This is a genomic window from Cupriavidus sp. SHE, from assembly GCF_000812445.1.
In the GTDB taxonomy this organism is placed as follows: domain Bacteria; phylum Pseudomonadota; class Gammaproteobacteria; order Burkholderiales; family Burkholderiaceae; genus Cupriavidus; species Cupriavidus metallidurans.
Map to the genome: position 1 here is coordinate 1 of NZ_JWMB01000027.1, position 20,749 is coordinate 20,749.

At 66.3% G+C, this 20,749-nt stretch carries 20 protein-coding genes; 15 read left to right on the forward strand and 5 right to left on the reverse strand.

Features of this window, described 5'->3' with window-relative positions:
• The first annotated feature begins 92 nt into the window (after nt 1–92).
• Complete coding sequence (locus RN01_RS14995) at nt 93–626, forward strand: nucleoside deaminase (RefSeq protein ID WP_017511827.1); 534 nt, start codon at nt 93–95, stop codon at nt 624–626.
• Between the two features lie 20 nt (nt 627–646).
• On the opposite strand, the gene RN01_RS15000 is transcribed toward RN01_RS14995, so the two are convergent.
• On the reverse strand, nt 647–1,603 hold the full coding sequence (locus tag RN01_RS15000) for a LysR substrate-binding domain-containing protein (protein ID WP_024570490.1): 957 nt from the start codon (nt 1,601–1,603) through the stop codon (nt 647–649).
• Between the two features lie 135 nt (nt 1,604–1,738).
• Here RN01_RS15000 and RN01_RS15005 point away from each other — a divergent pair, with 135 nt between their 5' ends.
• The 5 genes from RN01_RS15005 (at nt 1,739) to RN01_RS15025 (ending at nt 8,137) form a co-directional block, all read left to right on the forward strand.
• The gene (locus tag RN01_RS15005; RefSeq protein WP_017511828.1) at nt 1,739–2,764 is read left to right on the forward strand and encodes a tripartite tricarboxylate transporter substrate binding protein; all 1,026 of its coding nucleotides are present in this window, start codon (nt 1,739–1,741) and stop codon (nt 2,762–2,764) included.
• Between the two features lie 16 nt (nt 2,765–2,780).
• Nucleotides 2,781–4,304 (forward strand): UxaA family hydrolase, encoded by a 1,524-nt coding sequence (locus RN01_RS15010; RefSeq protein ID WP_017511829.1) that lies wholly within the window; start codon nt 2,781–2,783, stop codon nt 4,302–4,304.
• A gap of 63 nt (nt 4,305–4,367) precedes the next feature.
• Nucleotides 4,368–5,837, forward strand: a complete 1,470-nt coding sequence (locus RN01_RS15015; protein WP_008648855.1) for an NAD-dependent succinate-semialdehyde dehydrogenase — start codon at nt 4,368–4,370, stop codon at nt 5,835–5,837.
• Nucleotides 5,838–5,873: 36 nt separating this feature from the next.
• Entirely contained in the window at nt 5,874–6,677 is an 804-nt protein-coding gene (gene hpaI, locus RN01_RS15020) for a 4-hydroxy-2-oxoheptanedioate aldolase (protein WP_024570489.1), read from the forward strand.
• A gap of 8 nt (nt 6,678–6,685) precedes the next feature.
• The gene (locus tag RN01_RS15025) at nt 6,686–8,137 is read left to right on the forward strand and encodes an FAD-binding oxidoreductase (RefSeq protein WP_024570488.1); all 1,452 of its coding nucleotides are present in this window, start codon (nt 6,686–6,688) and stop codon (nt 8,135–8,137) included.
• Here RN01_RS15025 and RN01_RS15030 read toward each other — a convergent pair.
• Nucleotides 8,061–8,966: an EamA family transporter gene (locus RN01_RS15030; protein WP_080672890.1), complete on the reverse strand. Its 906-nt coding sequence runs from the start codon at nt 8,964–8,966 to the stop codon at nt 8,061–8,063. The genes RN01_RS15025 and RN01_RS15030 overlap by 77 nt on opposite strands.
• A gap of 252 nt (nt 8,967–9,218) precedes the next feature.
• Here RN01_RS15030 and RN01_RS15035 point away from each other — a divergent pair, with 252 nt between their 5' ends.
• The 5 genes from RN01_RS15035 to RN01_RS32500 all read left to right on the forward strand — a co-directional run bounded on the left by RN01_RS15035 (nt 9,219) and on the right by RN01_RS32500 (nt 12,960).
• The gene (locus RN01_RS15035) at nt 9,219–9,971 is read left to right on the forward strand and encodes an SDR family NAD(P)-dependent oxidoreductase (protein WP_017513550.1); all 753 of its coding nucleotides are present in this window, start codon (nt 9,219–9,221) and stop codon (nt 9,969–9,971) included.
• 4 nt (nt 9,972–9,975) lie between these two features.
• Nucleotides 9,976–10,674 (forward strand): ATP-binding cassette domain-containing protein, encoded by a 699-nt coding sequence (locus RN01_RS15040; protein ID WP_017513549.1) that lies wholly within the window; start codon nt 9,976–9,978, stop codon nt 10,672–10,674.
• Nucleotides 10,671–11,480, forward strand: coding sequence for an iron export ABC transporter permease subunit FetB (gene fetB, locus RN01_RS15045; RefSeq protein WP_017513548.1), 810 nt, complete (start codon nt 10,671–10,673; stop codon nt 11,478–11,480). Before RN01_RS15040 ends, fetB begins: the two co-directional genes overlap by 4 nt.
• Nucleotides 11,481–11,666: 186 nt before the next feature.
• Entirely contained in the window at nt 11,667–12,521 is an 855-nt protein-coding gene (locus RN01_RS15050) for a methionyl-tRNA formyltransferase (protein ID WP_017513547.1), read from the forward strand.
• Between the two features lie 151 nt (nt 12,522–12,672).
• Nucleotides 12,673–12,960: a DUF4148 domain-containing protein gene (locus RN01_RS32500; protein WP_024570487.1), complete on the forward strand. Its 288-nt coding sequence runs from the start codon at nt 12,673–12,675 to the stop codon at nt 12,958–12,960.
• Between the two features lie 289 nt (nt 12,961–13,249).
• Here the strand turns inward: RN01_RS32500 and RN01_RS15060 are convergent, their stop codons facing one another.
• Both RN01_RS15060 and RN01_RS15065 read right to left on the reverse strand, forming a co-directional pair.
• Nucleotides 13,250–13,549, reverse strand: a complete 300-nt coding sequence (locus RN01_RS15060) for a DUF1330 domain-containing protein (protein WP_017513545.1) — start codon at nt 13,547–13,549, stop codon at nt 13,250–13,252.
• A gap of 28 nt (nt 13,550–13,577) precedes the next feature.
• Nucleotides 13,578–14,015: an Lrp/AsnC family transcriptional regulator gene (locus tag RN01_RS15065; protein ID WP_008642468.1), complete on the reverse strand. Its 438-nt coding sequence runs from the start codon at nt 14,013–14,015 to the stop codon at nt 13,578–13,580.
• A 133-nt stretch (nt 14,016–14,148) separates the two neighbouring features.
• Between RN01_RS15065 and RN01_RS15070 the strand changes: the two genes are divergently transcribed.
• Entirely contained in the window at nt 14,149–15,054 is a 906-nt protein-coding gene (locus RN01_RS15070; RefSeq protein WP_017513544.1) for a DMT family transporter, read from the forward strand.
• A gap of 6 nt (nt 15,055–15,060) precedes the next feature.
• On the opposite strand, the gene RN01_RS15075 is transcribed toward RN01_RS15070, so the two are convergent.
• A complete protein-coding gene (locus RN01_RS15075) occupies nt 15,061–16,368 on the reverse strand; it encodes a sodium:proton antiporter (RefSeq protein ID WP_011519395.1) in 1,308 nt (435 codons plus the stop codon).
• 359 nt (nt 16,369–16,727) lie between these two features.
• Here RN01_RS15075 and RN01_RS15080 point away from each other — a divergent pair, with 359 nt between their 5' ends.
• The 3 genes from RN01_RS15080 to RN01_RS15090 all read left to right on the forward strand — a co-directional run bounded on the left by RN01_RS15080 (nt 16,728) and on the right by RN01_RS15090 (nt 20,431).
• Nucleotides 16,728–17,441 carry a response regulator transcription factor gene (locus RN01_RS15080; RefSeq protein ID WP_011519396.1) on the forward strand — a complete coding sequence of 238 codons (714 nt, stop codon included), beginning with the start codon at nt 16,728–16,730 and terminating at the stop codon, nt 17,439–17,441.
• Complete coding sequence (locus tag RN01_RS15085; RefSeq protein ID WP_017513902.1) at nt 17,438–19,435, forward strand: ATP-binding protein; 1,998 nt, start codon at nt 17,438–17,440, stop codon at nt 19,433–19,435. The genes RN01_RS15080 and RN01_RS15085 overlap by 4 nt, the downstream gene beginning before the upstream one ends.
• Nucleotides 19,436–19,618: 183 nt before the next feature.
• Complete coding sequence (locus RN01_RS15090; RefSeq protein ID WP_011519398.1) at nt 19,619–20,431, forward strand: MetQ/NlpA family ABC transporter substrate-binding protein; 813 nt, start codon at nt 19,619–19,621, stop codon at nt 20,429–20,431.
• Nucleotides 20,432–20,749: the final 318 nt, after the last annotated feature.

Sequence of the window (20,749 nt, forward strand, 5' to 3'; positions counted from 1 at the left end):
GCGCCCCCCGCCACTTGCGCGGATGATGGCGGGTGCCTGCCGCATCGCAACAGGCACCGCTTCCGGAGACCTTCGCCCCGATGTCCGCCCCCATGCCTGCCCCTGTGTCCGCGCCCACCGCCACCCAGAGCACTTCCTCGCCCTCGCCACTCGATCTCGCGCTGCTGCGCCAGTCGATTGCCCTGTCCGAAGATTCGAAGCAGCGTGGCCGCCATCCGTTCGCGGCGCTGGTGGCTGATGCCCGGGGCAATGTCATCGTCACGGCTGGCAACAACTCGATGCCGCCCGAAGGCGACCCCACCCAGCATGCCGAACTGGTGGCCGCTGCCCGCGCGGCAACGCTGCTCACGCCAGCCCAGCTCGCGGATTGCACGCTCTACACCAGCGCCGAGCCCTGCTGCATGTGCGCGGGCGCGATCTACTGGACCGGCATCGGGCGCGTGGTCTACGCGCTATCGGAACATGCGCTGCTGGGCCTGACCGGCGATCACCCGGAGAATCCAACGTTCTCATTGCCATGCCGCGAGGTATTCGCACGCGGACAGCGTCAGGTCGTCGTGCTTGGACCGATGCTGGAAGACGAAGCGGCAGCGCCGCATATCGGGTTCTGGGTGCCGCATGCGTGAATGGGCCTGAGCCCGGCGACTCAAGCCTGATCGACGCCAGCCTGCGCGATCTCCCCGGCTTCGGCACGCAGGCACGCCATCAGTTGCGTGGCGCCCGGCGCCAGTCGCCGGTCCCGCAGCGTGATCAGGCCGACCGGGGGCAAATCCACCTCCACCGGCATCGCCAGCACGCGGAAGCGCCCTTCGGCCTCGAGCTGGCGGCCTACGGTCCGCGCGACAAAGCCGACCGCCTGCCGCCGCGCCACGAACGTGGTCACCGCCAGATACGAAGACGACTCCACCCGATCCACCGGGGGTTCGAATCCTTGCCGGAAGAACGCCTGCTCGATCTTGACCCGCAGTGAAGCCCAGGGCGGCGGCAGCACCAGCGGGCCGCGCGCCAGATCCGCCCAGCCGGGGCGCTTCTTGCGGGCCAGCGGGTGGTCGGTGGCGACGATGGCAACCATCGGCTCGTCATAGAGCGGTTCGGTCACGAGATCCGGCGCCGCATAGGCTGGCTCCAGCCGCCCGACGATCACGTCGAGCTCCGACAGCCGCAACCGTGGCAGCAGGTGCGTGAGATCGCCCTCTTCGATCAGCACCGTGGCGCGCGCCGACTGCTGCTTGAGACGCGCCACCGCGCCGGCCAGCAACACCGGCAGCGTCGCCCCCATCGACCCCACGCGCACACGGCCTGACGCACCGCTGGCCACGGCCTCGATCTCGTCACGCGTGACTTCGTACTGGGCCAGCACGGAACGGGCAAAGCGCACCAGCGTCTCACCGGCTGGCGTCGGCTCGGTCCCGCGCGTGGAGCGCGTGAACAGCGCCATACCCATCATCTTCTCGACCTCCACCAGCACCTTCGACACCGCTGGCTGGCTGACCGCCAGGAACTCCGCCGTGCGGCCCAGATGGCGGAATTCGTCCAGCGCCACCAGCATCTGCAGGTGGCGTAGTTTGATGTTGGAGCGCAATGCGCGGTCAATGTGGGCCATGCTGGCGAGTCTACCTAACCATTTGGTTATGAAGCAATGCCAATTTTTGATTAGATTGTTATGGTCCGCGCCACCACAATCGCCGGCATGGCGACTGGCAGAGCACCAGCCGCATCGAACAACACCGGAGACATCATGACGCAAGGCAACCCCACCAGCCTCATGCGCCGCCGCCTGCTGCTGGGCAGCGCCGCGGCCACCGCTGCTGCCGCCACCGGCACCACCGGCCTGATCGTGCCGGCCACGGCACGCGCCGCGGCCGAGTATCCCGAACGTCCCATCACCTTCATCTGCCCGTGGCCCGTCGGCGGCACGGCGGACCAGTCGATGCGGGCGCTTTGCCAGGTGGCTTCCGGCATCCTCAAGCAGTCGATCGTGGTGGAAAACCGCGCAGGCGCATCGGGCATGATCGGCACCAAGGCGCTGGCCCGTGCCACGCCCGACGGCTACACGATCGGCCAGATTCCGATCTCGGTCACGCGCTTCTCGCAACTCGGGCTCCTGCAACTCGACCCGCGCACCGAACTGACCTATCTGGCGCGGACTTCCGGCCAGACATTCGGCATCGCCGTGCCGGCGAACTCGCGCTTCAAAACGCTGGCCGACGTGATTGCCGAGGCCAAGGCACGCCCGGGCCGCGTCACCTACGCGCACGCCGGCATTGGCGGCGCCACGCACGTGGGCATGGAGCAATTCGCCATGGTCGCGGGCGTCAAGTTCAACGCCATCGCCTACAAGGGCGGCTCCGCAGCCCTTCAGGACGTGCTGGCCGGACAGGTGGACCTGCTGGCCGACTCCAGCTCGTGGGCGCCGCACGTGGAAGCCGGCAAGGCGCGACTGCTGGCCACCTGGGGCGAGCAGCGCACGCCGCGCTTCAAGGACACGCCCACGCTCAAGGAGCTCGGCTACAACGTCGTGGTGGAAGCGCCCAACGGCATCGGCGCGCCCAAGGGGCTGCCGCCTGCCGTGGAGATTAAGCTGCGCGAGGCCTTCCGCGCGGCCGTGGCCAGCACCGAATTCAAGTCGGTGGCTGCACGCATCGACGCGCCGGTGATGTACCTGGACGGCCCTGACTACAAGAAATACGTGGCCGCCGTCTATGACCAGGAAACCCAACTGATCCAGCGCCTGAAGCTCAAGGAAATGCTGCAACAGGGCTGATCGAAGCAAAACCATCGTGACCTCAAACCCCGTCATTCGCCTGCACGCCAACGACAACGTCCTGATCGCCCGTGGCGACCTGACGCTGGGCCAGCATCTGCCGGACCTCGACCTGCGCGTGCGCGCGCAGGTCCCCGCCGGCCACAAGATTGCCGCGCGCGCGATTGCGCGCGGCGAACAGGTACGCAAGTACGACACCGTCATCGGCGTAGCCGACCGCGATATCGGTCCGGGCGACCACGTGCACAGCCACAACCTCCGGCTGGTGGACTTCTATCGCGACCCGTCCTTCTGCAGCGACGTCCGCCCGATCGACTACGTGCCCGAAGCCGAGCGCGCCACGTTCATGGGCTATGTGCGTCCCGACGGGCGCGTGGGCACACGCAACTTCATCGGCATCCTGTCGTCGGTGAACTGTTCGGCCACGGTGATCAAGCACATTGCCGCGCGCTTCACGCCCGAGCGTCTGGCCGCCTATCCCAATGTCGATGGCGTGGTGGCGTTCGCGCAGAGCAGCGGTTGCGGCATGTCGTCTCCGAGCGAGCACTTCGATCTGCTGCGCCGCACGCTGGCCGGCTACGCGCGCCATGCAAACCTTGCTGGCGTGCTGATCGTCGGCCTGGGCTGCGAGCGCAACCAGGTGGCCTCGCTGGTGGAATCGCAAGGGCTGGTCCCCGGAGAGAACCTCCACACGCTGGTCATGCAGGACACCGGCGGTACCCGGGCGACCATCGCGGCAGGCGTACAAGCCGTGGAGCGGATGCTGCCCGCCGCCAACGCCTTCACACGGCAGCGTGTCAGCGCCAGCCACCTCAAGATCGGCCTGGAATGCGGCGGTTCGGATGGCTTTTCGGGCATCACCGCGAACCCCGCGCTCGGCGCGGCGATGGACATCCTGGTGCGGCACGGTGGCACGGCAATCCTGTCGGAGACGCCCGAAATCCACGGGGTGGAATACATGCTGACGCGCCGCGCAGTCACGCCCGAGGTCGGCCAGAAACTGCTGGACCGACTGGCCTGGTGGGAACGCTATACGGCGGGACAAAACGCGCAGTTCAACGGCGTGGTGGGTCACGGCAACCAGCAGGGCGGACTGGCCAATATCTTCGAGAAATCGCTCGGCTCGGCCATGAAGGGCGGCACTACGCCGCTGCAGGCTGTCTACGAGTACGCGGAGCCGATCGACACGGCCGGCTTCGTGTTCATGGATTCACCCGGCTACGACCCCGTGGCCGCCACCGGCCAGATCGCCAGCGGCGCCAACCTGATCTGCTTCACTACGGGGCGCGGCTCGATGTTCGGGTCCAAACCCGCGCCGACGATCAAGCTGGCGTCGAACTCGCCCATGTACCGGCGGCTCGAGGAAGACATGGATATCAATTGTGGTCTGGTGCTCGACGGCGAGCTCAGCGTGGCGCAGATGGGCGAACGGATTTTCGAACACATCCTGCGTGCCGCGTCGGGCGAGCCCACCAAGAGCGAGTTGCTTGGGCTTGGTGACCATGAATTCGTGCCCTGGCATGTGGGGATCGTGAGCTAGCGCCTTTGGTGCTTCCTACGTTAGCCCTCTCCCCCCGCCGCGCCAGACATCACCCACTTCCCTATGCTGACCACCCTCGCCAACCCTGACCTCCTCCGCACCCGGAACCTGATCGCCCAGCACTGGTGCGACGCCCACGTCCGGCTACCGGTCACCGACCCCGCCACCGGTCACGTCATTGCCGAAGTGCCCGATAGCAATGCCGCCGACGCGCAGCGCGCCGCCGATGCGGCCGCAGCGGCGTTCCCGGACTGGAGCCGCCGCACCGCCCGCGAACGCGCGCAACTGATCAAGCGCTGGCACGCGCTGATCCTCGCTCACGAGCAGGACCTGGCGCGCATCATCTCCGCCGAGCAGGGCAAGCCGATGCACGAGAGCCTGGGCGAAGTCCGCTATGGCGCGTCGTACGTCGAATGGTTTGCCGAAGAAGCCACGCGCATCTGCGGCGATGTGGTGGCCGAAGCGGTGCCGGGCCGCAAGATGATCGTGCTGAAGGAACCCGTGGGCGTGGTGGCCGCCATCACGCCGTGGAACTTTCCGCTGGCGATGATCGCGCGCAAGATCGCGCCCGCGCTGGCCGCTGGCTGCACCGTGGTGGCCAAGCCCGCCGAGGACACGCCACTGACCGCCCTCGCCCTCGTATGGCTCGCGCAGCAGGCAGGGCTGCCGCCGGGCGTGCTCAATATCGTCACTGCATCCCGCGCCAATACGCCGGCCGTCGTCGATGCCTGGCTGGCCGATCCGCGCGTGCGCAAGATCACGTTCACCGGCTCAACGCCGGTCGGCAAGCATCTGGCGCGCGAATCGGCCGGCACGCTCAAGAAGCTGTCGCTCGAACTCGGCGGCAACGCGCCGTTCATCGTGTTCGACGATGCCGATCTCGACGCCGCCGTCGATGGCCTGATGGCTGCCAAGTTCCGCAACGGCGGCCAGACCTGCGTGTGCCCGAACCGCGTCTATGTCCAGGATGGCGTGCATGACGCGTTCGTCGAACGGCTGGCGGCACGCGTGGCCGCATTGCACGTGGGGCCCGCCACCGAATCCGCCGCGCAGATCGGCCCGATGATCAATGCGCGTGCCGTCGACAAGATCGACCGCCACGTGCGCGACGCCGTCGACAAGGGCGCCCGCGTGGTGACCGGCGGAGAGCGCGTGCGTACCGGCGACGGCCCGCACTACTACGCGCCCACCGTGCTGGTGGATGCCACGCCGGCCATGGCGCTGGCGCACGAGGAAACGTTCGGCCCGGTGGCGCCGGTGTTCCGCTTCCGGCACGAAGACGAGGTCGTGCGCCACGCCAACGACACCCCGTTCGGCCTGGCCGCGTACTTCTATTCGAACGACGTGCGCCGCATCTGGCGCGTGGCGCAGGCGCTGGAGACCGGCATCGTCGGCATCAATGAGGGGGCGCTGGCCTCGGAGGCCGCCCCGTTCGGCGGTGTCAAGGAATCCGGCTACGGGCGCGAGGGTTCGCGCCACGGGCTTGACGATTACATGCATACCAAGTATCTCTGCCAGGGCCAATTGCTCTGAAATCCGTCTGACAACCAAGGCCCGACAGGAGACATCATGCCCGCACACAACCCGTTCAAGGCCGCGCTGGCCGCGCGCCAGGCGCAAATCGGACTCTGGATGTCCGGCGCCGCGCCCTATTTCGCCGAAGTCACCGCCACGGCCGGCTTCGACTGGCTGCTGATCGACGGGGAGCACGCGCCCAACGACGTGCGCACGATCCTGCAGACGCTGCAGGTGCTCGGCCCCTATCGCTCGCAGCCGGTGGTGCGCGCCGTCGCCGGCGAGACCGCGCTGATCAAGCAACTGCTCGATATCGGCGCGCGCACGCTGCTGGTGCCGATGGTCGACACCGCCGAGCAGGCAGCCGAACTGGTACGCGCCACGCGCTACCCGCCGTTCGGCGTGCGCGGCGTGGGCAGCGCGGTGGCCCGCGTGTCGCAATGGAGCGCGCGCACCGACTACCTTGACGTGGCCGACGACGAGGTCTGCCTGCTGGTGCAGGCCGAGACCGTGACCGCCATGCAGAACCTGGAAGCGATCTGCGCCGTCGACGGCGTCGATGGTGTGTTCATCGGCCCGGCCGATCTGGCGGCATCGATGGGCCATCGCGGCAAACCCGGCCACCCGGACGTGCAGGCCCAGATCGAGACCGCCATGCGCACCATCGTCGCCAGCGGCAAGGCCGCCGGCACGCTGACTTCAGACCCTGCCCTGGCACGCCGATATCTCGAACTCGGCTGCACGTTCGTCGCCACCGGCGTGGACGTGCTGGTGTACGCCAACGCGGCCCGCAAGCTGGCCGCCGAATTCCTGCCCGACCGCGCCGGCCAGATCAGCGCGCCGGGCGCCGCCTACTGATTCACACGATGACCGCCCTGCCCTCCCAAGACGTTCTGCTTCAGGCCATGCAGGCCATTGTCGGCCCGCATGGTTGCCTGACCGCCGCAGCGGATACCGAACCGTTTGTCACGGACTACCGCCGCATCTACATCGGCAAGTCGCCCGTCGTGGTCATGCCGTCGACCACCGAACAGGTCAGCCAGGTGATGGCCTGGTGCTACCAGCACGACGTGCCGGTGGTGCCGCAAGGCGGCAACACGTCGCTGATGGGCGGTGCGGTGCCCGACGACAGCGGCACGGCCGTAGTCATCAGCCTGCGCAAGATGCATCGCGTGCTGGCGATCGACACCGTCAACGATACGATGACCGTCGAAGCCGGCGTCACGCTCTCCGCCGCGCGGCAGGCCGCCGAGGACAGCAAGCGCCTGTTTCCGCTGCGCATCGGCTCCGAGGGCTCGTGCCAGATCGGTGGCAACCTGTCCACCAATGCGGGCGGCACGGCGGTGCTGCGCTACGGCAACATGCGCGACCTGGTGCTTGGCATCGAAGCGGTGCTGCCCGATGGTCGCGTGTTCTCGTCGCTGCGCGGCCTGCGCAAGGACAACACCGGCTACGACCTCAAGCACCTGTTCATCGGCGCGGAAGGCACGCTCGGCATCATCACGGGTGCCGTGCTCAAGCTGATGCCGCAGCCGCGCTCATCGGCCGTGGCATTCGTGGCCGTGCAAAGCCCCGAGGCAGCCGTGAAGCTGCTGGGCGAAGCGCGGGCGCTTTCCGGCCAGGCCGTGACGGCCTTCGAACTGATCTCGGCGCCGGCGCTCGACCTCGTGCTCGAGTATCTCGGCAACGAACCGTCGCCGCTGGAAGGCCGGCATGACTGGATGGTGCTGATCGAACTGACATCGGGCGCCGATGAGGAAAGCCTGAACACGACGCTGATGGAGATCCTGGAAGCCGGCCTTGGCCACGGATGGGTGGTGGATGCGGCCGTGGCGTCGAGCCTGACCGACGCGCAGAAATTCTGGCGCATCCGCGAGGAGATCTCCGACGCCCAGACGCGCACCGGCGGCAGCATCAAGTGCGATATCTCGGTGCCGGTCTCGCGTATCGCGGACTTCATCGGCAAGGCTTCCGCAGGCGTGCTGGCACTGGAGCCGGCCACGCGGATGGTGATCTACGGGCACATGGGCGACGGCAACGTGCACTTCAACCCGCTGCGGCCGAAGGATCGCCCGGCCAAGGACTTCCTGGCCCAGTGGTACAAGCCCGTATCCGATCTGGTCGATGGTCTCGCGCACGCGGAGAACGGCTCGATCTCGGCCGAGCACGGCATTGGCGTGGCCAAGCGCGACGACCTGACGCGCTACAAGTCCACGGTGGAGCTGGAGCTGATGTGGCAGGTCAAACGCGCGCTCGATCCGAAGAACCTGCTGAACCCGGGACGGGTGCTGCCACGGATCGCTGGGCCCGCTGACTGAGCCAGACCCCGCCGAGCACGAGCACCATGCCTGCGAGCTGTGCCGTGCTCAGCGTCTGACCCAGCGCGACCCAGCCCAGCAGCACCGCCGTCAGTGGACTCAGGAACCCCAGCGTGGCTACGGCGCCCGGCCCCAACCGGGCAATGCCGCGGAACCACAGCACGTAGGTCAGCGCCGCCCCGATCAGGCTGAGCCATGCCATGCCAAGCACATTCGGCAGCGTCAGCGCCGGCAGCGGCGGCTCCAGCCACCACGCGAACGGCACCAGCAGCAGGCCGCCCGCCGTCAGTTGCCAGGCCGTGAACGTCAACGCCGGCACAGGTGGCTGCCAACGGCGCGTCAGCACCGTGCCAAGCGCCATCGACACCGCGCCGGCCAGCCCCGCCACCACCCCTACCGCATCGAGCGTCGCCTTCGGCGTCAACACCAGCAGCGCCACGCCTGCGAGACCGGCCAGGGCCGCCACAATCGCGGCCACGCGGATTGCCGACCCGAGCAATACGCGCGACAGCCCCAGCACGATCAACGGCTGGATGGCGCCAAGCGTCGCGGCCACGCCGCCCGGCAGGCGATACGCCGAGACGAACAACATGGCCCAGAAGAACGAGAAATTGAGCGCGCCAAGCACCAGCAGACGCGGCCACCAGCCCCGGCCCGGCCATTGGCGCCCAAGCAGCCACAGCAGGATGCCCGCCGGCAAGGCACGCAGCATCGCCACCGTCAGCGGATAGCCCTGCGGCAGCCAGTTCGTGGTCACCAGATAGGTGCTGCCCCAGATTGCGGGGGCAAGCGCGGTTAGCAGCAGGTCCGTCGTGCGGGTATGGGTCATGGTTTCCGGCAGGGATTCTGGCGTGGCGCGCGGCACGTGGCGCATATGGCTCGAAGCGTACTGGACAAACCGGTCGTCGGGTATCGGCGTGCGTTCAACACACTATTGACCATTCGTAATCAATCGGGGCGCGTCCGCAACGGGACACGCCTCCATCTGCCCATCGTGGGTCCGCTTTCTGGTGGAGACACCGCCCGAGCCGACGGTGTAGTATCCGTTGCCAGATTTGCTTCTACTCGTTGGAGAAACACCATGAACGTACTTGTCACCGGTGCCAGTGCCGGGTTCGGTGCCGCCATCGCACGACGCTTTGCCGCCGCGGGTCACCACATCATCGCCGCCGGCCGCCGCGCAGACCGGCTCGAGGCGCTGGCCGACGAAATCGGCCGTGACAAGGTCCTGCCCCTGATCCTGGACGTGCGCGACCGCGAGGCCGTGGCCAAGGCCATCGCAAGCCTGCCGGCCGATTTCGCGGAGATCGACCTGCTGGTCAACAACGCGGGCCTGGCGCTGGGTCTGGAAGCCGCTCAGGCCGCCGACCTCGACAACTGGGACACCATGGTCGACACCAACATCAAGGGCCTGATGTATGTGACGCGCGCGGTGCTGCCCGGCATGGTCGCGCGCAATCGCGGTCATGTGATCAACATCGGCTCGACGGCCGGCGCGTACGCCTATCCGGGCGGCAACGTCTATGGTGCGACCAAGGCATTCGTGCGCCAGTTCTCGCTAAACCTGCGCGCGGACCTGCAGGGCACGCGCGTGCGCGTCACCGACGTGGCGCCGGGCCTGGTGGGTGGCACCGAGTTCTCGTCGGTGCGCTTCGGCGGCGACGAGAACCGCGTGCAGAAGGTGTATGAAGGCGCCGATGCGCTGACGCCCGACGATATCGCCGAGACCGTGTTCTGGGCCGGCACGCTGCCCGCGCGCGTCAACATCAACTTCGTGGAACTGATGCCGGTGACCCAGACCTTCGGTCCGCTCACGATTCACCGAGAGGGCTGATCGCATGGCCAACATGGCCGGGCCGGCTGCCGCGCCCGGGCCGGCGGCCGCGCTTCAGCATGACGGGCGGCCATCCGGAGACGACGCGCTCCACGTGGAAAACCTGCGCGGCCATGATCGCGGCCCCTACTCGCTGGTGATTCCCGCCGGCAAGTGCACGATCCTGTCGGGCCCGTCCGGCAGCGGCAAAAGCCTGCTGCTGCGCATGATCGCCGATCTCGATCCGAATACCGGCGATGTCCGCCTCGGTGCCACCTCACGCAATGCGATAAGCGGCCCGGCGTGGCGGCGACAGGTCATCTACGTGGCCGCCGACGCGGGCTGGTGGGCCGATGACGTGAGCGCCCATTTCGACGATTTCGAGCACAACCGGCCCGAGCTCGATCGCTTGGCGCATCAGCTTGGCCTGCGCCCGGACATCCTGTCGGCACAGGTCAGCCAGCTTTCCACTGGCGAGCGGCAACGACTGACGCTGATGCGCGCGCTGGCACGTCACCCCCGATTCCTGCTGCTCGACGAACCGACCTCCGCGCTGGACCAGGACACCACCCTTGCCGTGGAGGCGGTGCTGCACCGGGTCATGGCTGGCGGTATCGGCCTGCTCATGGTGTCGCACAATCCGGCGCAAGCCGCACGCCTGCGTGACGCGCAGTACGTCATGAGCCCGTCGGGGCTGAAGACGCTGGAGATGCATTCCGCATGAGTCCGATCATCCTGACCACTGGCGACCTGGCGCTGGCCAGCCTGCTGATCATCCTGGGCGCGGGGCTGTCGGTGGCGACGTCACTGAACATCCACCGTACCTTGCTGTGGATGGCGCTCCGCATGGTCGTGCAGCTCTTGCTCGTGGGCCTGGTGCTGCGAACCGTGTTCGCGCTGTCATCGCCGTGGATCACGCTGCTGGTATTGCTGCTGATGGTCGTGGCGGCCGCGCGCGAAGTTGGCAGCCGACAGCAACGGCGCCTGCGGGGCCCGTGGCAGTGGATGATCGGCCTGACCACGGTCAGCGTGCCGACGCTGACGATCACCGTGCTGGCGCTGACCACGGCGCTGCGTCCCTCGCCGTGGTACGACGCTCGCCACGCGATCCCGCTGGCCGGCATCATCCTCGGTAACGCCATGAGTTCGGCCAGCCTGACGTTGCACACGGCATTCAATGCGGCCTGGCTCCAGCGCGGCGCCATCGAGGCACGGATCGCCCTGGGTGACGACCGTCGCACGGCACTGGGCCCGATCCTGCGCCAGGCCGTGCGCAGCGGGATGTTGCCGACGCTGAACGTCATGGGCGCGGCCGGCATCATCACGCTGCCGGGCATCATGACCGGCCAGATCCTGGCTGGCATGGACCCGATCGACGCCGCCCGCTACCAGATCCTGCTGATGTTCCTGCTGGCCGGCGGCTGCCTGCTGGCCGCGTTCCTTGCCGCATGGCTCTCGGTATGGCGGCTGACCGACGAGCGACACCGCCTGCGGCTCGATCGCCTGGACGCGCGCGGGTCCGACCACTGAGTCTTGTATCCGCCATGTACGCCAAGCCCGGGTTCGCGGATACCTGCGGTAATCTTGTGATTCCGGGCGCATACCAATGATTACGGCCCGTTAAATGCGGGGTAAACCGGTTCCTGCTTCGCGGATGCAGGCCCGATGCGGCAACTAGCATTCGGGCCTTGGCCATCAAGTAAGCAGGAGACCCGAATGCGTTTTGCCTTTGCCGGGTTCGACCTCTGGTGCGGTGTGTTCGATGCCTTCGTCGCGCAAGGCTGGCAGCCGCTGGCGTTGTTCACGATGCCCGTGGATAACCAGCATGACTTCAACGAGCAGGTAGTATCGCGGGCGCAATCGCTCGGCATTCCGGTGCACATGTCACCAATCCGCAGCGAGGACCTGCGCGCGCTGCGCGACCAGCAGTGCGAGGTACTGGTCGTGGCCGGGCACGGTTGGAAAATTCCCGACTGGACGCACGACCTGCATCACGCGATCAACTTTCATCCATCACCGCTGCCGGAAGGGCGCGGGCCTTACCCGCTGTTCCGTGCTGTCATGGAAGATCGTCGCGACTGGGCGGTGACATGTCATCGCGTGTCGCCCGCATTCGACGCAGGCGATATCCTCGCCGCCGAGCCTGTCTTGCTGACGACGGACGAGTGCCATGAGACGTTGCAACTGAAACTGCAGCTTGCCGCACGCAAGCTCGCCACACGCGTGGCCAGCGACTTCCGCTCAATGTGGAATACCAGCCAGCCGCAATCCGGTGGCAGCTACTGGCCGAAGCTGACCGATGCGGACCGCACGCTCGATTTCACGGGTCCGGTGGCCGAGATTCTGCGCCTCTGCCGGGCATTCGGACAGCACGAGTGCATCGCGCACGTCGGCGCCATCGCGCTATATGTTCGCCATGCGGCGGGATGGCCCGAGACACACGACTACCTGCCGGGCACCGTCGTGCACCACTATCGGCGCAGCCTCGTGGTCGCGGCACGAGACGGCTTCATCGCACTGCTCGACTGGAGCGCATTGCCACCGCCGACCCGCGCGCTCAACGGGCTCTGAGGCACATGAGGCGCAGGCAGCGCCACCGTGCACATTGCGCACATGTCACCCCTGCGTCATGCCTGTGACCATGGCGCAGAAGCATTCTTGTCCCTGACAGCAACCTGCCCGCGCAACAGCACGGGCCATTGATGACAAGGAGGGCAAGACGATGAAAACCGCTTATCTGTTGATGCTGATTCCGGCGCTCGCGTCAGCCACTGCATTCGCCCAAGGAACACAGGGCACACAGGGCACGAGCGATACCAGCAGCAAGCGCACCACCGCGCAGGTGAGACAGGAACTGATCGAGGCGAAGCACGACGGTACCTATGCGCGGGGCAACGCGGAGTTTCCGCCCAGCGAGCAAACCGTCGAGCGACGCAAGGATGAGCACGCCGCGGCCAAGCATCCGAACGAAGGCAAGCCGGCAAAGCCGGATGCGCACGACATGAAGTAGCCGGTTGCAGGTTGCATGCCTGCGTGCCACGTCGCACGCAGGAAGGCAGCCATCGATGGTGGCGCGGGTTGCCCATTTCTTGAGCAGCCCAGCTCGAACGCCTGATTGCAGGCGGCCTGGCGCGGCGATGTCGATGTTATCCACAGTTTCTGTGGATAAGGCAGGAGGCCATGTGGCTACGTTTACGCACCACCATTTACGCACCACCGTTTACGTACGTATACCCACCACACATCCAACCTCGTTTCAAACCCAGCGAGGCCGCATTGCGTATACGCACCCGGCGTGCTCAGCCCTCTTCGCCGTAGCCCTCGATCACCACGATGTCCGCCTGCGAGTGCGGCGATCGAAGCGCCACCAGCGCCTGATACTCGGGCGAACGGTAGCACTCCAGTGCGCGCTGATAGCTCTCGAACTCGATCACCACGATGCGGTCCCGGCAATGACCCTCGACCACGGTCCGCTCGCCGCCCCTTACCAGGAAACGCGCGCCGTACTTGTCGAACACGGCCTTGTTGGCGGTGATGTATCCGCGATAGCCATCCATGTTGGCGATATCGACTGCGGCAATCCAGTATCCCTTGCGCATGATGGCTCCGAGTGAATTGGCAACCCGACTATAGCGGCGGCAACCGGCGCTTGACGGGCTGCGACTTCACGATGGCCGAACTCGTTTCGGCCAGGTCCGTGATTCTTTCGAGTATGTGATCGAGATGTTCGATCGAGCGCAGGTAGAGCCGGCCGATGAAGCAGTCATCGCCCGTCACCTTGTCACACTCGGCGAATTCCGGAATGCCTTCGATCAATCGTTGCACCGCCTGCAGCTTGCCCGGCAGTGGCTTGATCCGCACGATGGCCTGCATCGAGAAGCCCAGTGTGCGAGGCTCGACATCGACTGTGAAGCCCCGGATGACGCCCCGGTCCTCCAACCTGCGCAGGCGCTCCGACGCGCCCGGCGCCGACAGCCCGATCTGCTCGGCCAGCGCCTTGACCGGCATTCGCGCGTCCTGCTGCAGCAGTGTCAGGATGCGACGGTCGATGTCATCGAGGGACATAAGGAATTTCCCGTCCTTGCTTTGGAAACGACGGAAATATAGTCCATTCGCCTGCAATCCGATATCCCCGAGCGCCGTCTTACCCCCTAGAATTCAAGCCCTGAATGCCAGAGAGGCTTGTGGAGAGAACGCGGTGGACAACAAGACACGCGGAATGATGGAGATGGTTGCGGCGATGGTGATCTCGGGCACCATCGGCTGGCTGGTGGTCATATCCGGGCGGCCGGTCACCCAGGTGGTGTTCTGGCGCTGCGCATTTGGCGCGCTCGTGCTGCTGCCGGTCTGCGCGGCCAAAGGCTATCTCCGTCCCGGCAGAATCAGCCGGCGGCAACTGGCGCTGGCAGTCGCAGGCGGCCTGGCCATCGTCGCCAACTGGCTGTTGCTGTTCTCGGCCTACTCCGGCGCGTCAATTTCCATCGCCACGGCGGTCTACAACACGCAGCCGTTCATGCTCGTTGGCCTTGGCGCATTGTTCCTTGGCGAGCGCCTGACGCTCGCCAGGTTCGGATGGCTCGTGCTGGCGTTCGGCGGCATGCTGCTGATCGTGCGTGCGGGGCCGGATGCAGGCGCCATGGATGGGCGCTATCTGGTCGGGATCCTGCTGGCACTGGGCGCCGCGTTCTGCTACGCGCTGGCCGCGCTGATCGCCAAGAAGCTCAAGGATGTCCCGCCACACCTGATCGCGCTGATTCACGTGATCGTCGGCACGGTGACGCTGCTCCCGATGAGCCTGCAAGCGGACTGGCCCACCGGCGCCGCAACATGGACGACGCTGGTCACGCTCGGCTTCGTGCATACCGGCGTGATGTACATCCTGCTGTATGGCGCCATCCAGAAACTGTCCACCTCGCTGACTGGCGCGTTGTCGTTCATCTATCCGATCGTGGCCATCCTGGTGGACCGGCTCGCGTTCGGCCATCACCTGCACCCGTCGCAGATCGCCGGCGCCACGCTGATCCTGCTGGCCGCCGCGGGCATGACGATGGGATGGTCGTGGCGCAAGCGCCTGCCGTCGGCCGCGCGCAAGCCGTCCGCCTGACCGCGGTCAATCGACTTCGATCGCGGCCGGCCTTCGCCCACCCGGCGCCGCCACACCGAGCCAACGGGCGAAGAGCTTGAGCGTCAGCCCGTTGAAGAACAGGTTCAGCAGCACGAAGCCCGCCGCCATGGCCGCCGCGAAATGGCGGGTGTCTGGCGCCAGGTCCTGATTCCTGGCCAGGCAGATGGCCAGTGTCAGCGTCACGGGACCACGCACGCCACCCCAGGCAATCAGCAACTGGTGCGAGACCGGCAACGGTTTGCAGATGCCAATCCGGCTCATCATCGGCATGCTCACGGACAAGATGCCGAACCGGCTCGCCACCGCCGCGACCAGCACGAGCAGCAGGATGACGACGTCGATCATGCGCAGGTCGTCGAGCAGCGACGGCACGTGTGCTGTCGCCAGCAGCAACACGCTGGCGCTAGCAATGGTGGCCTGATAGAGCCACAACTGGCGAAACAGCTTGACGTGCGATGCAGGGCGCCGCGAAAGCATGATCCGCCCGACCACGAGCCCCGCGCACACCACCGCCGCCACGCCCGACACATGCAGCACGCGCTCCGCGAACGGATAGATCAGGTTAGGCAACGCGAGCGATAGCGAGTACTCGGCGAACGGCGGGCTGCGCATCGCGCCCGACACGAACACCAACACCACGCCCACGAGCCAGCCGACCGCGCAACCGCCAAGCAGCGAGAGAAGAAACTGGGCCAGCGGAAAATGCGCGGCATCGTGTGTCGGCATGACCGAAATCACGCCCGTCAGCAAGGTTGTGATCGCAATCGCGGCGGCATCGTTGAACAGGCTCTCGCCTTCGACCAGCCGAATCAGCCGCGCCGGCGCGCCACTGCTCTGGAACAGGCCGATGACGGTGGACGGATCGGTGGTGCTGACGATCGCACCGAGCAAGAGGCAGGCGATCAGTCCCTGCCCGCTGGTCAGGTAAGCCACCGCGCCGACGCTCAGCGTTGCCGCGACCACGGCGCCGATGGCCAGCAGCAGGATTGGGCCGAGGTCGGCGACGAACCCTGAACTATCGACCTCGATTGCCGCCTGAAACAGGATTGGCGGCAGGAAGATCCAGAGATAGGCCTCGGGCGGCATGGCCGGCGACAGGAACGGCGCGATGGTGTTGGCTGCGAATGCGGGCGCGACATGCTCTAGCGCCACATAGCCGAAGCCGATAGTGACGCCGGCGGCGGTCAGGATGATCGGGTCGGGCAACCGCACGCGTTGTGCGATGACATGGCAAATGGCGATGAAGAACAGCAGCACGCCGACTCGCGTAGTCAGTTCAATGGCAACGTCCAAGGTTGGGCTCCTGATACGGATGGGGAGTTGGCTGAGGGCGCTGGCGGCTCTTCCGGCACTATTGTGGGACGAGCATTGAGTAGTCCGGTTAGATGCACGGCTGGCGGCCAAGATTCTGCCGATTCGCGCAATTCCGCATTGCAGAGTGACGGCGGAGTCGTGCGGAGCCCCGCGCTGCAAGGCTGGGCGGGGTATTGCCCCCCACCGGTGACCGTATGCGATCCGCCACAACCCCTGCGTGGCATTGACCGTGCGGGTCGCGGTCGCTAGGATAGGCCGGCGCCAGCCCGTGCCTGGCCGGCGCGGCAAACGGCGCCGCAGGCCGGACTGCGCAACCGAAGTGGCCGATCGACCAGACCATGACCCACCAGCCCCCGGCAATGGACGCGGATATCCGCGTGATGCTTGTAGAAGACGACCCGGCCACCAGTGCCCGTCTGACTTCCGCGCTTGCCAGCGTGCCCGGCATCCATGTGATGGCGACATGCCAGAACCGCGTCAGCGCCTGCGAGTGGCTGACCGTCAATACGCCCGATGTGGTGCTGTGCGACCTCGGCCTGCCCGATGGCTCCGGCATCGACGTGATCCGCTTTGCCCGGCGCCGGCACCCACACTGCGAGTGCATGGTCATCACCATGTTCGGTGACGAGGCCAATGTGCTGGCCAGCATCTCGGCCGGGGCCACCGGCTATTTGCTCAAGGATGCTTCCGACGAAGACCTGCGTGCCTCTGTGCGCGAGCTTCGCGCAGGCGGCTCTCCGATGAGTCCCGTGATCGCCCGCCGCGTCATTAACCGGTTGCGCGATGCGAACATCCCTGCCCCGCGCGCCGTTCGTGCGGAACCGGCGACGCCGTTGTTACCAGAGGCCGTTGTTGCGCTCTCCGCGCGGGAGTCCGAGATTCTCGACCTCGTCGCGCGCGGCTACACGTATGCGGAGATCGCCCGGCACCTGTCCATCAGCGTGAATACGGTGGCGGCCCACATCCGCAACATCTACGGCAAGCTGGCCGTGAACTCGCGCTCCGAGGCGGTTTTCGAAGCCCACAAGCTTGGTCTGCTGAAATCGATGTGAGCCGCACGGTGATCGCGCGCCTCACTCCCGCCCCGCGCTCCTCGCGATGGATCGCCCTGCTGCTCGGCTTCGTCACCCTGGCCGCGCTGATGCTGGCCGCGTGCTCGTCCGTCGGCGACGACAAGCACGAAGACAAGCGCGAAGACGCCACCAACGCCTCCACACAGACCTTCAGGCAAGCCGATGCCACATTCGGCGCGATCCACTGCAGCGGCGGCGCAAACGCACACGACAACGCCGCTGGCAGCACTGGCTCGCCATCCGCACCGGTCTCGCTGCCGTACTACTGGGACCGCGAATTACCGCGCCAGAGCGGCACCGCCACTTTCCGTATCCGCTTTCCCCATGAGGCTGGCGGCCGCGAAGGTCTGGGGTTCTACCTCGCACGCGCGGCCAACAGCTTCGAGATGCGTCTGAACGGCAAGCTGCTGGCCACTGCCGGAGACCTTTGCGCGCCGGCCCTGTATGGCGGACAGCGTCCGCTCCATGTGCCCGTGCCGCAGGCCATGCTGCAGCCCGACAACGAACTGGTGGTCACGATCTCCGCCCGGGCGGACGCGCGTGGTGGTCTGTCGGCGATCGAGTTCGGGCCCGACAGCGTGACGCGCGCGCACTATGACCGCGCGCTCTGGTTCCGCGTGATCGGCCCGCTGGTCATTGCGGCTGTCAGCCTGGTGCTGGCCGGCATCTCGCTGATGATCTGGTGGCGGCAGCGCGATCCGCTGTTCGGACTCTATGCGCTGGCGGAGATCGCCTGGGCCATCAGCCTGGCCGAATTCTTCCTGACCGACGCGCCGCTGCCGCGTGGTCTCTGGCAGGTCATCATCCTCTCCGGCCGCGCCGTCTTCATGCTGGCCACCGCGAAGTTCGCATTCATCGTCATCGACGTGCGCGCGCGCTGGCCGCGCTGGCTGGTCAACGGGTATCTGTGGCTCAAGCTGCCATTGATCCTGCTGATGGCCAGCGTGCTCAGCGTGCCCTACCTGAAGCTGGCCGACTGGGCGGTCAACGTGGTGATGGCCTGCTGCGTCGGCGGCGCGCTGGTGTGGTCGGCATGGCGTCGCCCCAATCGCGAGCGCATCGTGCTGGCCGGCGCGCTTGGGCTTGCCACCGCGCTCACGCTGGCGGATTTCATCCGGATCACCATGATCGGCGATTTCTACTGGGAAACCGCCCTGACGAAGTACGTGTCGTTGCTGTTCAGCCTGGCAATGGCATGGCTGCTGGTGGAACGCTTCACCGGTACCAGCCGGATGCTGGCGGACCTCAACCGCGATCTGGATCGGAAGGTGGCGCAGAAGGAAGACGAACTGCGGCAACTCTACGCCCGATCGCGCGAGATCGAACGCGAACAGGCCGCGATGAAGGAACGTGGCCGCATCATGCGCGACATGCACGATGGGCTCGGCAGCACGCTGGTTGGCGCCCTCAGCCTGGTGCGCTCGGGGCAGAGTTCGTCACCGGTCATGCAGAAGCACCTGCAGCAGGCCCTCGACGCGCTGAAGCTCTCGGTCGACGCGATGCAGGACACCGGTGGAGACCTGGCAGCCGTGCTCGGCACGTTGCGCTACCGCCTGCGTGAACGGCTCGAAGCGGCTGGCATGACAGTGGACTGGCAGGTGGAGCGCCTGCCAGAACTGAGAGGACTCACGCCACAGATCGTGCGGGAGTTGCAGTACCTGCTGCTCGAAGCGTTCTCGAACGCCATGCAATACGCGGCGGGCGGTGTGATCCAGGTCATCGCGCGCAGCCTGCCCGACGATGCCGACGATGCCGAAGCGATCGTCATCGAGATTCGCGACAGCGGACCGGGGTTCGATACCACGGCTGCTTCGCAAGGCCATGGGTTGGCCAACATGCGCAGCCGCGCAGCCAGCATCGGCGGAGAACTGCAAATCGAATCGTCGCCCCATGGCACGGCCGTGCGCCTGCTGCTGCGTCCGGATCGATGGACGGATACCGCCATGCCACGACCCGAGACAGACCCGGCCTGAACGCCCCCTGCCCCCCTGAACGCTCCCTGTCGCGCCACACCGCCGCCTATATACGCCTGACGCATAAGCGTATGTCTGCTTGATCGTTCTCCCCGCGGCGGGTCGGCCATACAATGGCCCGACGCCATGGCACATGCCACGACGACATCCATCAAGAACAACAGGGCCAGAAGGGAGAAGACGATGAAGCTGGGCAAGGGACTACGTCTGTTCACCGCGCTGCTTGCGGTAACGGTGATGCAGGCTGCAGGAGCAGCGGACCCCGACAAGAAGGAGATCCGCTTCGGCGCCACCGCCGGCCCCTATGCCGACCAGATCCGCTACGGGGTCAAGCCGATCCTCGAACAGCAGGGCTACAAGGTCACCATCATCGAGTTCAGCGACTACGTCCAACCGAATCTGGCGCTGGCCGACGGCGCCATCGACGCCAATGCGTTCCAGCATGTGGTCTATCTGAAGAAATTCTCGAGCGACCGCAAGCTGGCGCTCTCCGAAATCGTCCAGGTTCCCACCGCGCCGATCGGCATCTATAGCCGCAAGCACAAGTCGCTGGCCGAGGTGAAGACCGGCGCCACCGTATCGCTGCCCAATGACCCCACCAACCTGGCGCGGGCCATCGCGATCCTGCAGCAGATCGGCTGGGTCACGCTCAAACCCGGCACTGATGCCGTGCGCGCCTCCGAGCGCGACATCGACGGCAACCCGCACAAGCTCAAGCTGATTCAACTGGAGGCAGCGCAGTTGCCGCGCTCGCTGGACGATGTGGACTATGCCTTCGTGAACGGGAATTTCGCGCTGGCCGCCGGCCTGAAACTCACCACCGCGCTGGCACTTGAAAAGATTCCGGACTACTACATGAACCTGGTCGCCGTCAGGACCAGCGATCTGAACCGGCCTTATGTCGCGGACATTCGCGAGGCCTATCGTTCACAGGCATTCAAGCAGGTCACGCAGCAACGTTTCGCGGGATTCGTTGCGCCGGCATATCAACGTTGATGTGGCACGTGTCGGGCTGGTCAGCCAGCCCGGCTCTTCAGGGATGCCTGGAGGCCGATCGTCAGGGATGACCTGCCGCTTTCGGCGTCCAGAGACGATAACCCGGATGTTTTTTGCCCGTTTCGTTACCTTCGGGGTCAGCCCGGCGGGGCTCGTACCGCCAGATTCTCGAAGCGTTCTCGGATCTGCCCCATGACATGCCAAGGTTCAAGAACGAGGTCCTGCGAACCGCGCTCGGCATCGTCGCCACGTATGGGCAGAAGTAACGCCGCCCTCTTGCCAACGGCCCGTGTCCGCCAGGCACGTAGCCATCTTCCC

Bases quoted from the DNA above. Each gene is read 5' to 3' on its own strand.
- RN01_RS14995 (WP_017511827.1), top strand. From the start codon at position 93: ATGCCTGCCCCTGTGTCCGCGCCCACCGCCACCCAGAGCACTTCCTCG.
- RN01_RS15000 (WP_024570490.1), bottom strand. From the start codon at position 1,603: ATGGCCCACATTGACCGCGCATTGCGCTCCAACATCAAACTACGCCAC.
- RN01_RS15005 (WP_017511828.1), top strand. From the start codon at position 1,739: ATGACGCAAGGCAACCCCACCAGCCTCATGCGCCGCCGCCTGCTGCTG.
- RN01_RS15015 (WP_008648855.1), top strand. From the start codon at position 4,368: ATGCTGACCACCCTCGCCAACCCTGACCTCCTCCGCACCCGGAACCTG.
- hpaI (WP_024570489.1), top strand. From the start codon at position 5,874: ATGCCCGCACACAACCCGTTCAAGGCCGCGCTGGCCGCGCGCCAGGCG.
- RN01_RS15025 (WP_024570488.1), top strand. From the start codon at position 6,686: ATGACCGCCCTGCCCTCCCAAGACGTTCTGCTTCAGGCCATGCAGGCC.
- RN01_RS15030 (WP_080672890.1), bottom strand. From the start codon at position 8,966: ATGACCCATACCCGCACGACGGACCTGCTGCTAACCGCGCTTGCCCCC.
- RN01_RS15035 (WP_017513550.1), top strand. From the start codon at position 9,219: ATGAACGTACTTGTCACCGGTGCCAGTGCCGGGTTCGGTGCCGCCATC.
- RN01_RS15040 (WP_017513549.1), top strand. From the start codon at position 9,976: ATGGCCAACATGGCCGGGCCGGCTGCCGCGCCCGGGCCGGCGGCCGCG.
- fetB (WP_017513548.1), top strand. From the start codon at position 10,671: ATGAGTCCGATCATCCTGACCACTGGCGACCTGGCGCTGGCCAGCCTG.
- RN01_RS15050 (WP_017513547.1), top strand. From the start codon at position 11,667: ATGCGTTTTGCCTTTGCCGGGTTCGACCTCTGGTGCGGTGTGTTCGAT.
- RN01_RS32500 (WP_024570487.1), top strand. From the start codon at position 12,673: ATGAAAACCGCTTATCTGTTGATGCTGATTCCGGCGCTCGCGTCAGCC.
- RN01_RS15060 (WP_017513545.1), bottom strand. From the start codon at position 13,549: ATGCGCAAGGGATACTGGATTGCCGCAGTCGATATCGCCAACATGGAT.
- RN01_RS15065 (WP_008642468.1), bottom strand. From the start codon at position 14,015: ATGTCCCTCGATGACATCGACCGTCGCATCCTGACACTGCTGCAGCAG.
- RN01_RS15080 (WP_011519396.1), top strand. From the start codon at position 16,728: ATGACCCACCAGCCCCCGGCAATGGACGCGGATATCCGCGTGATGCTT.
- RN01_RS15090 (WP_011519398.1), top strand. From the start codon at position 19,619: ATGAAGCTGGGCAAGGGACTACGTCTGTTCACCGCGCTGCTTGCGGTA.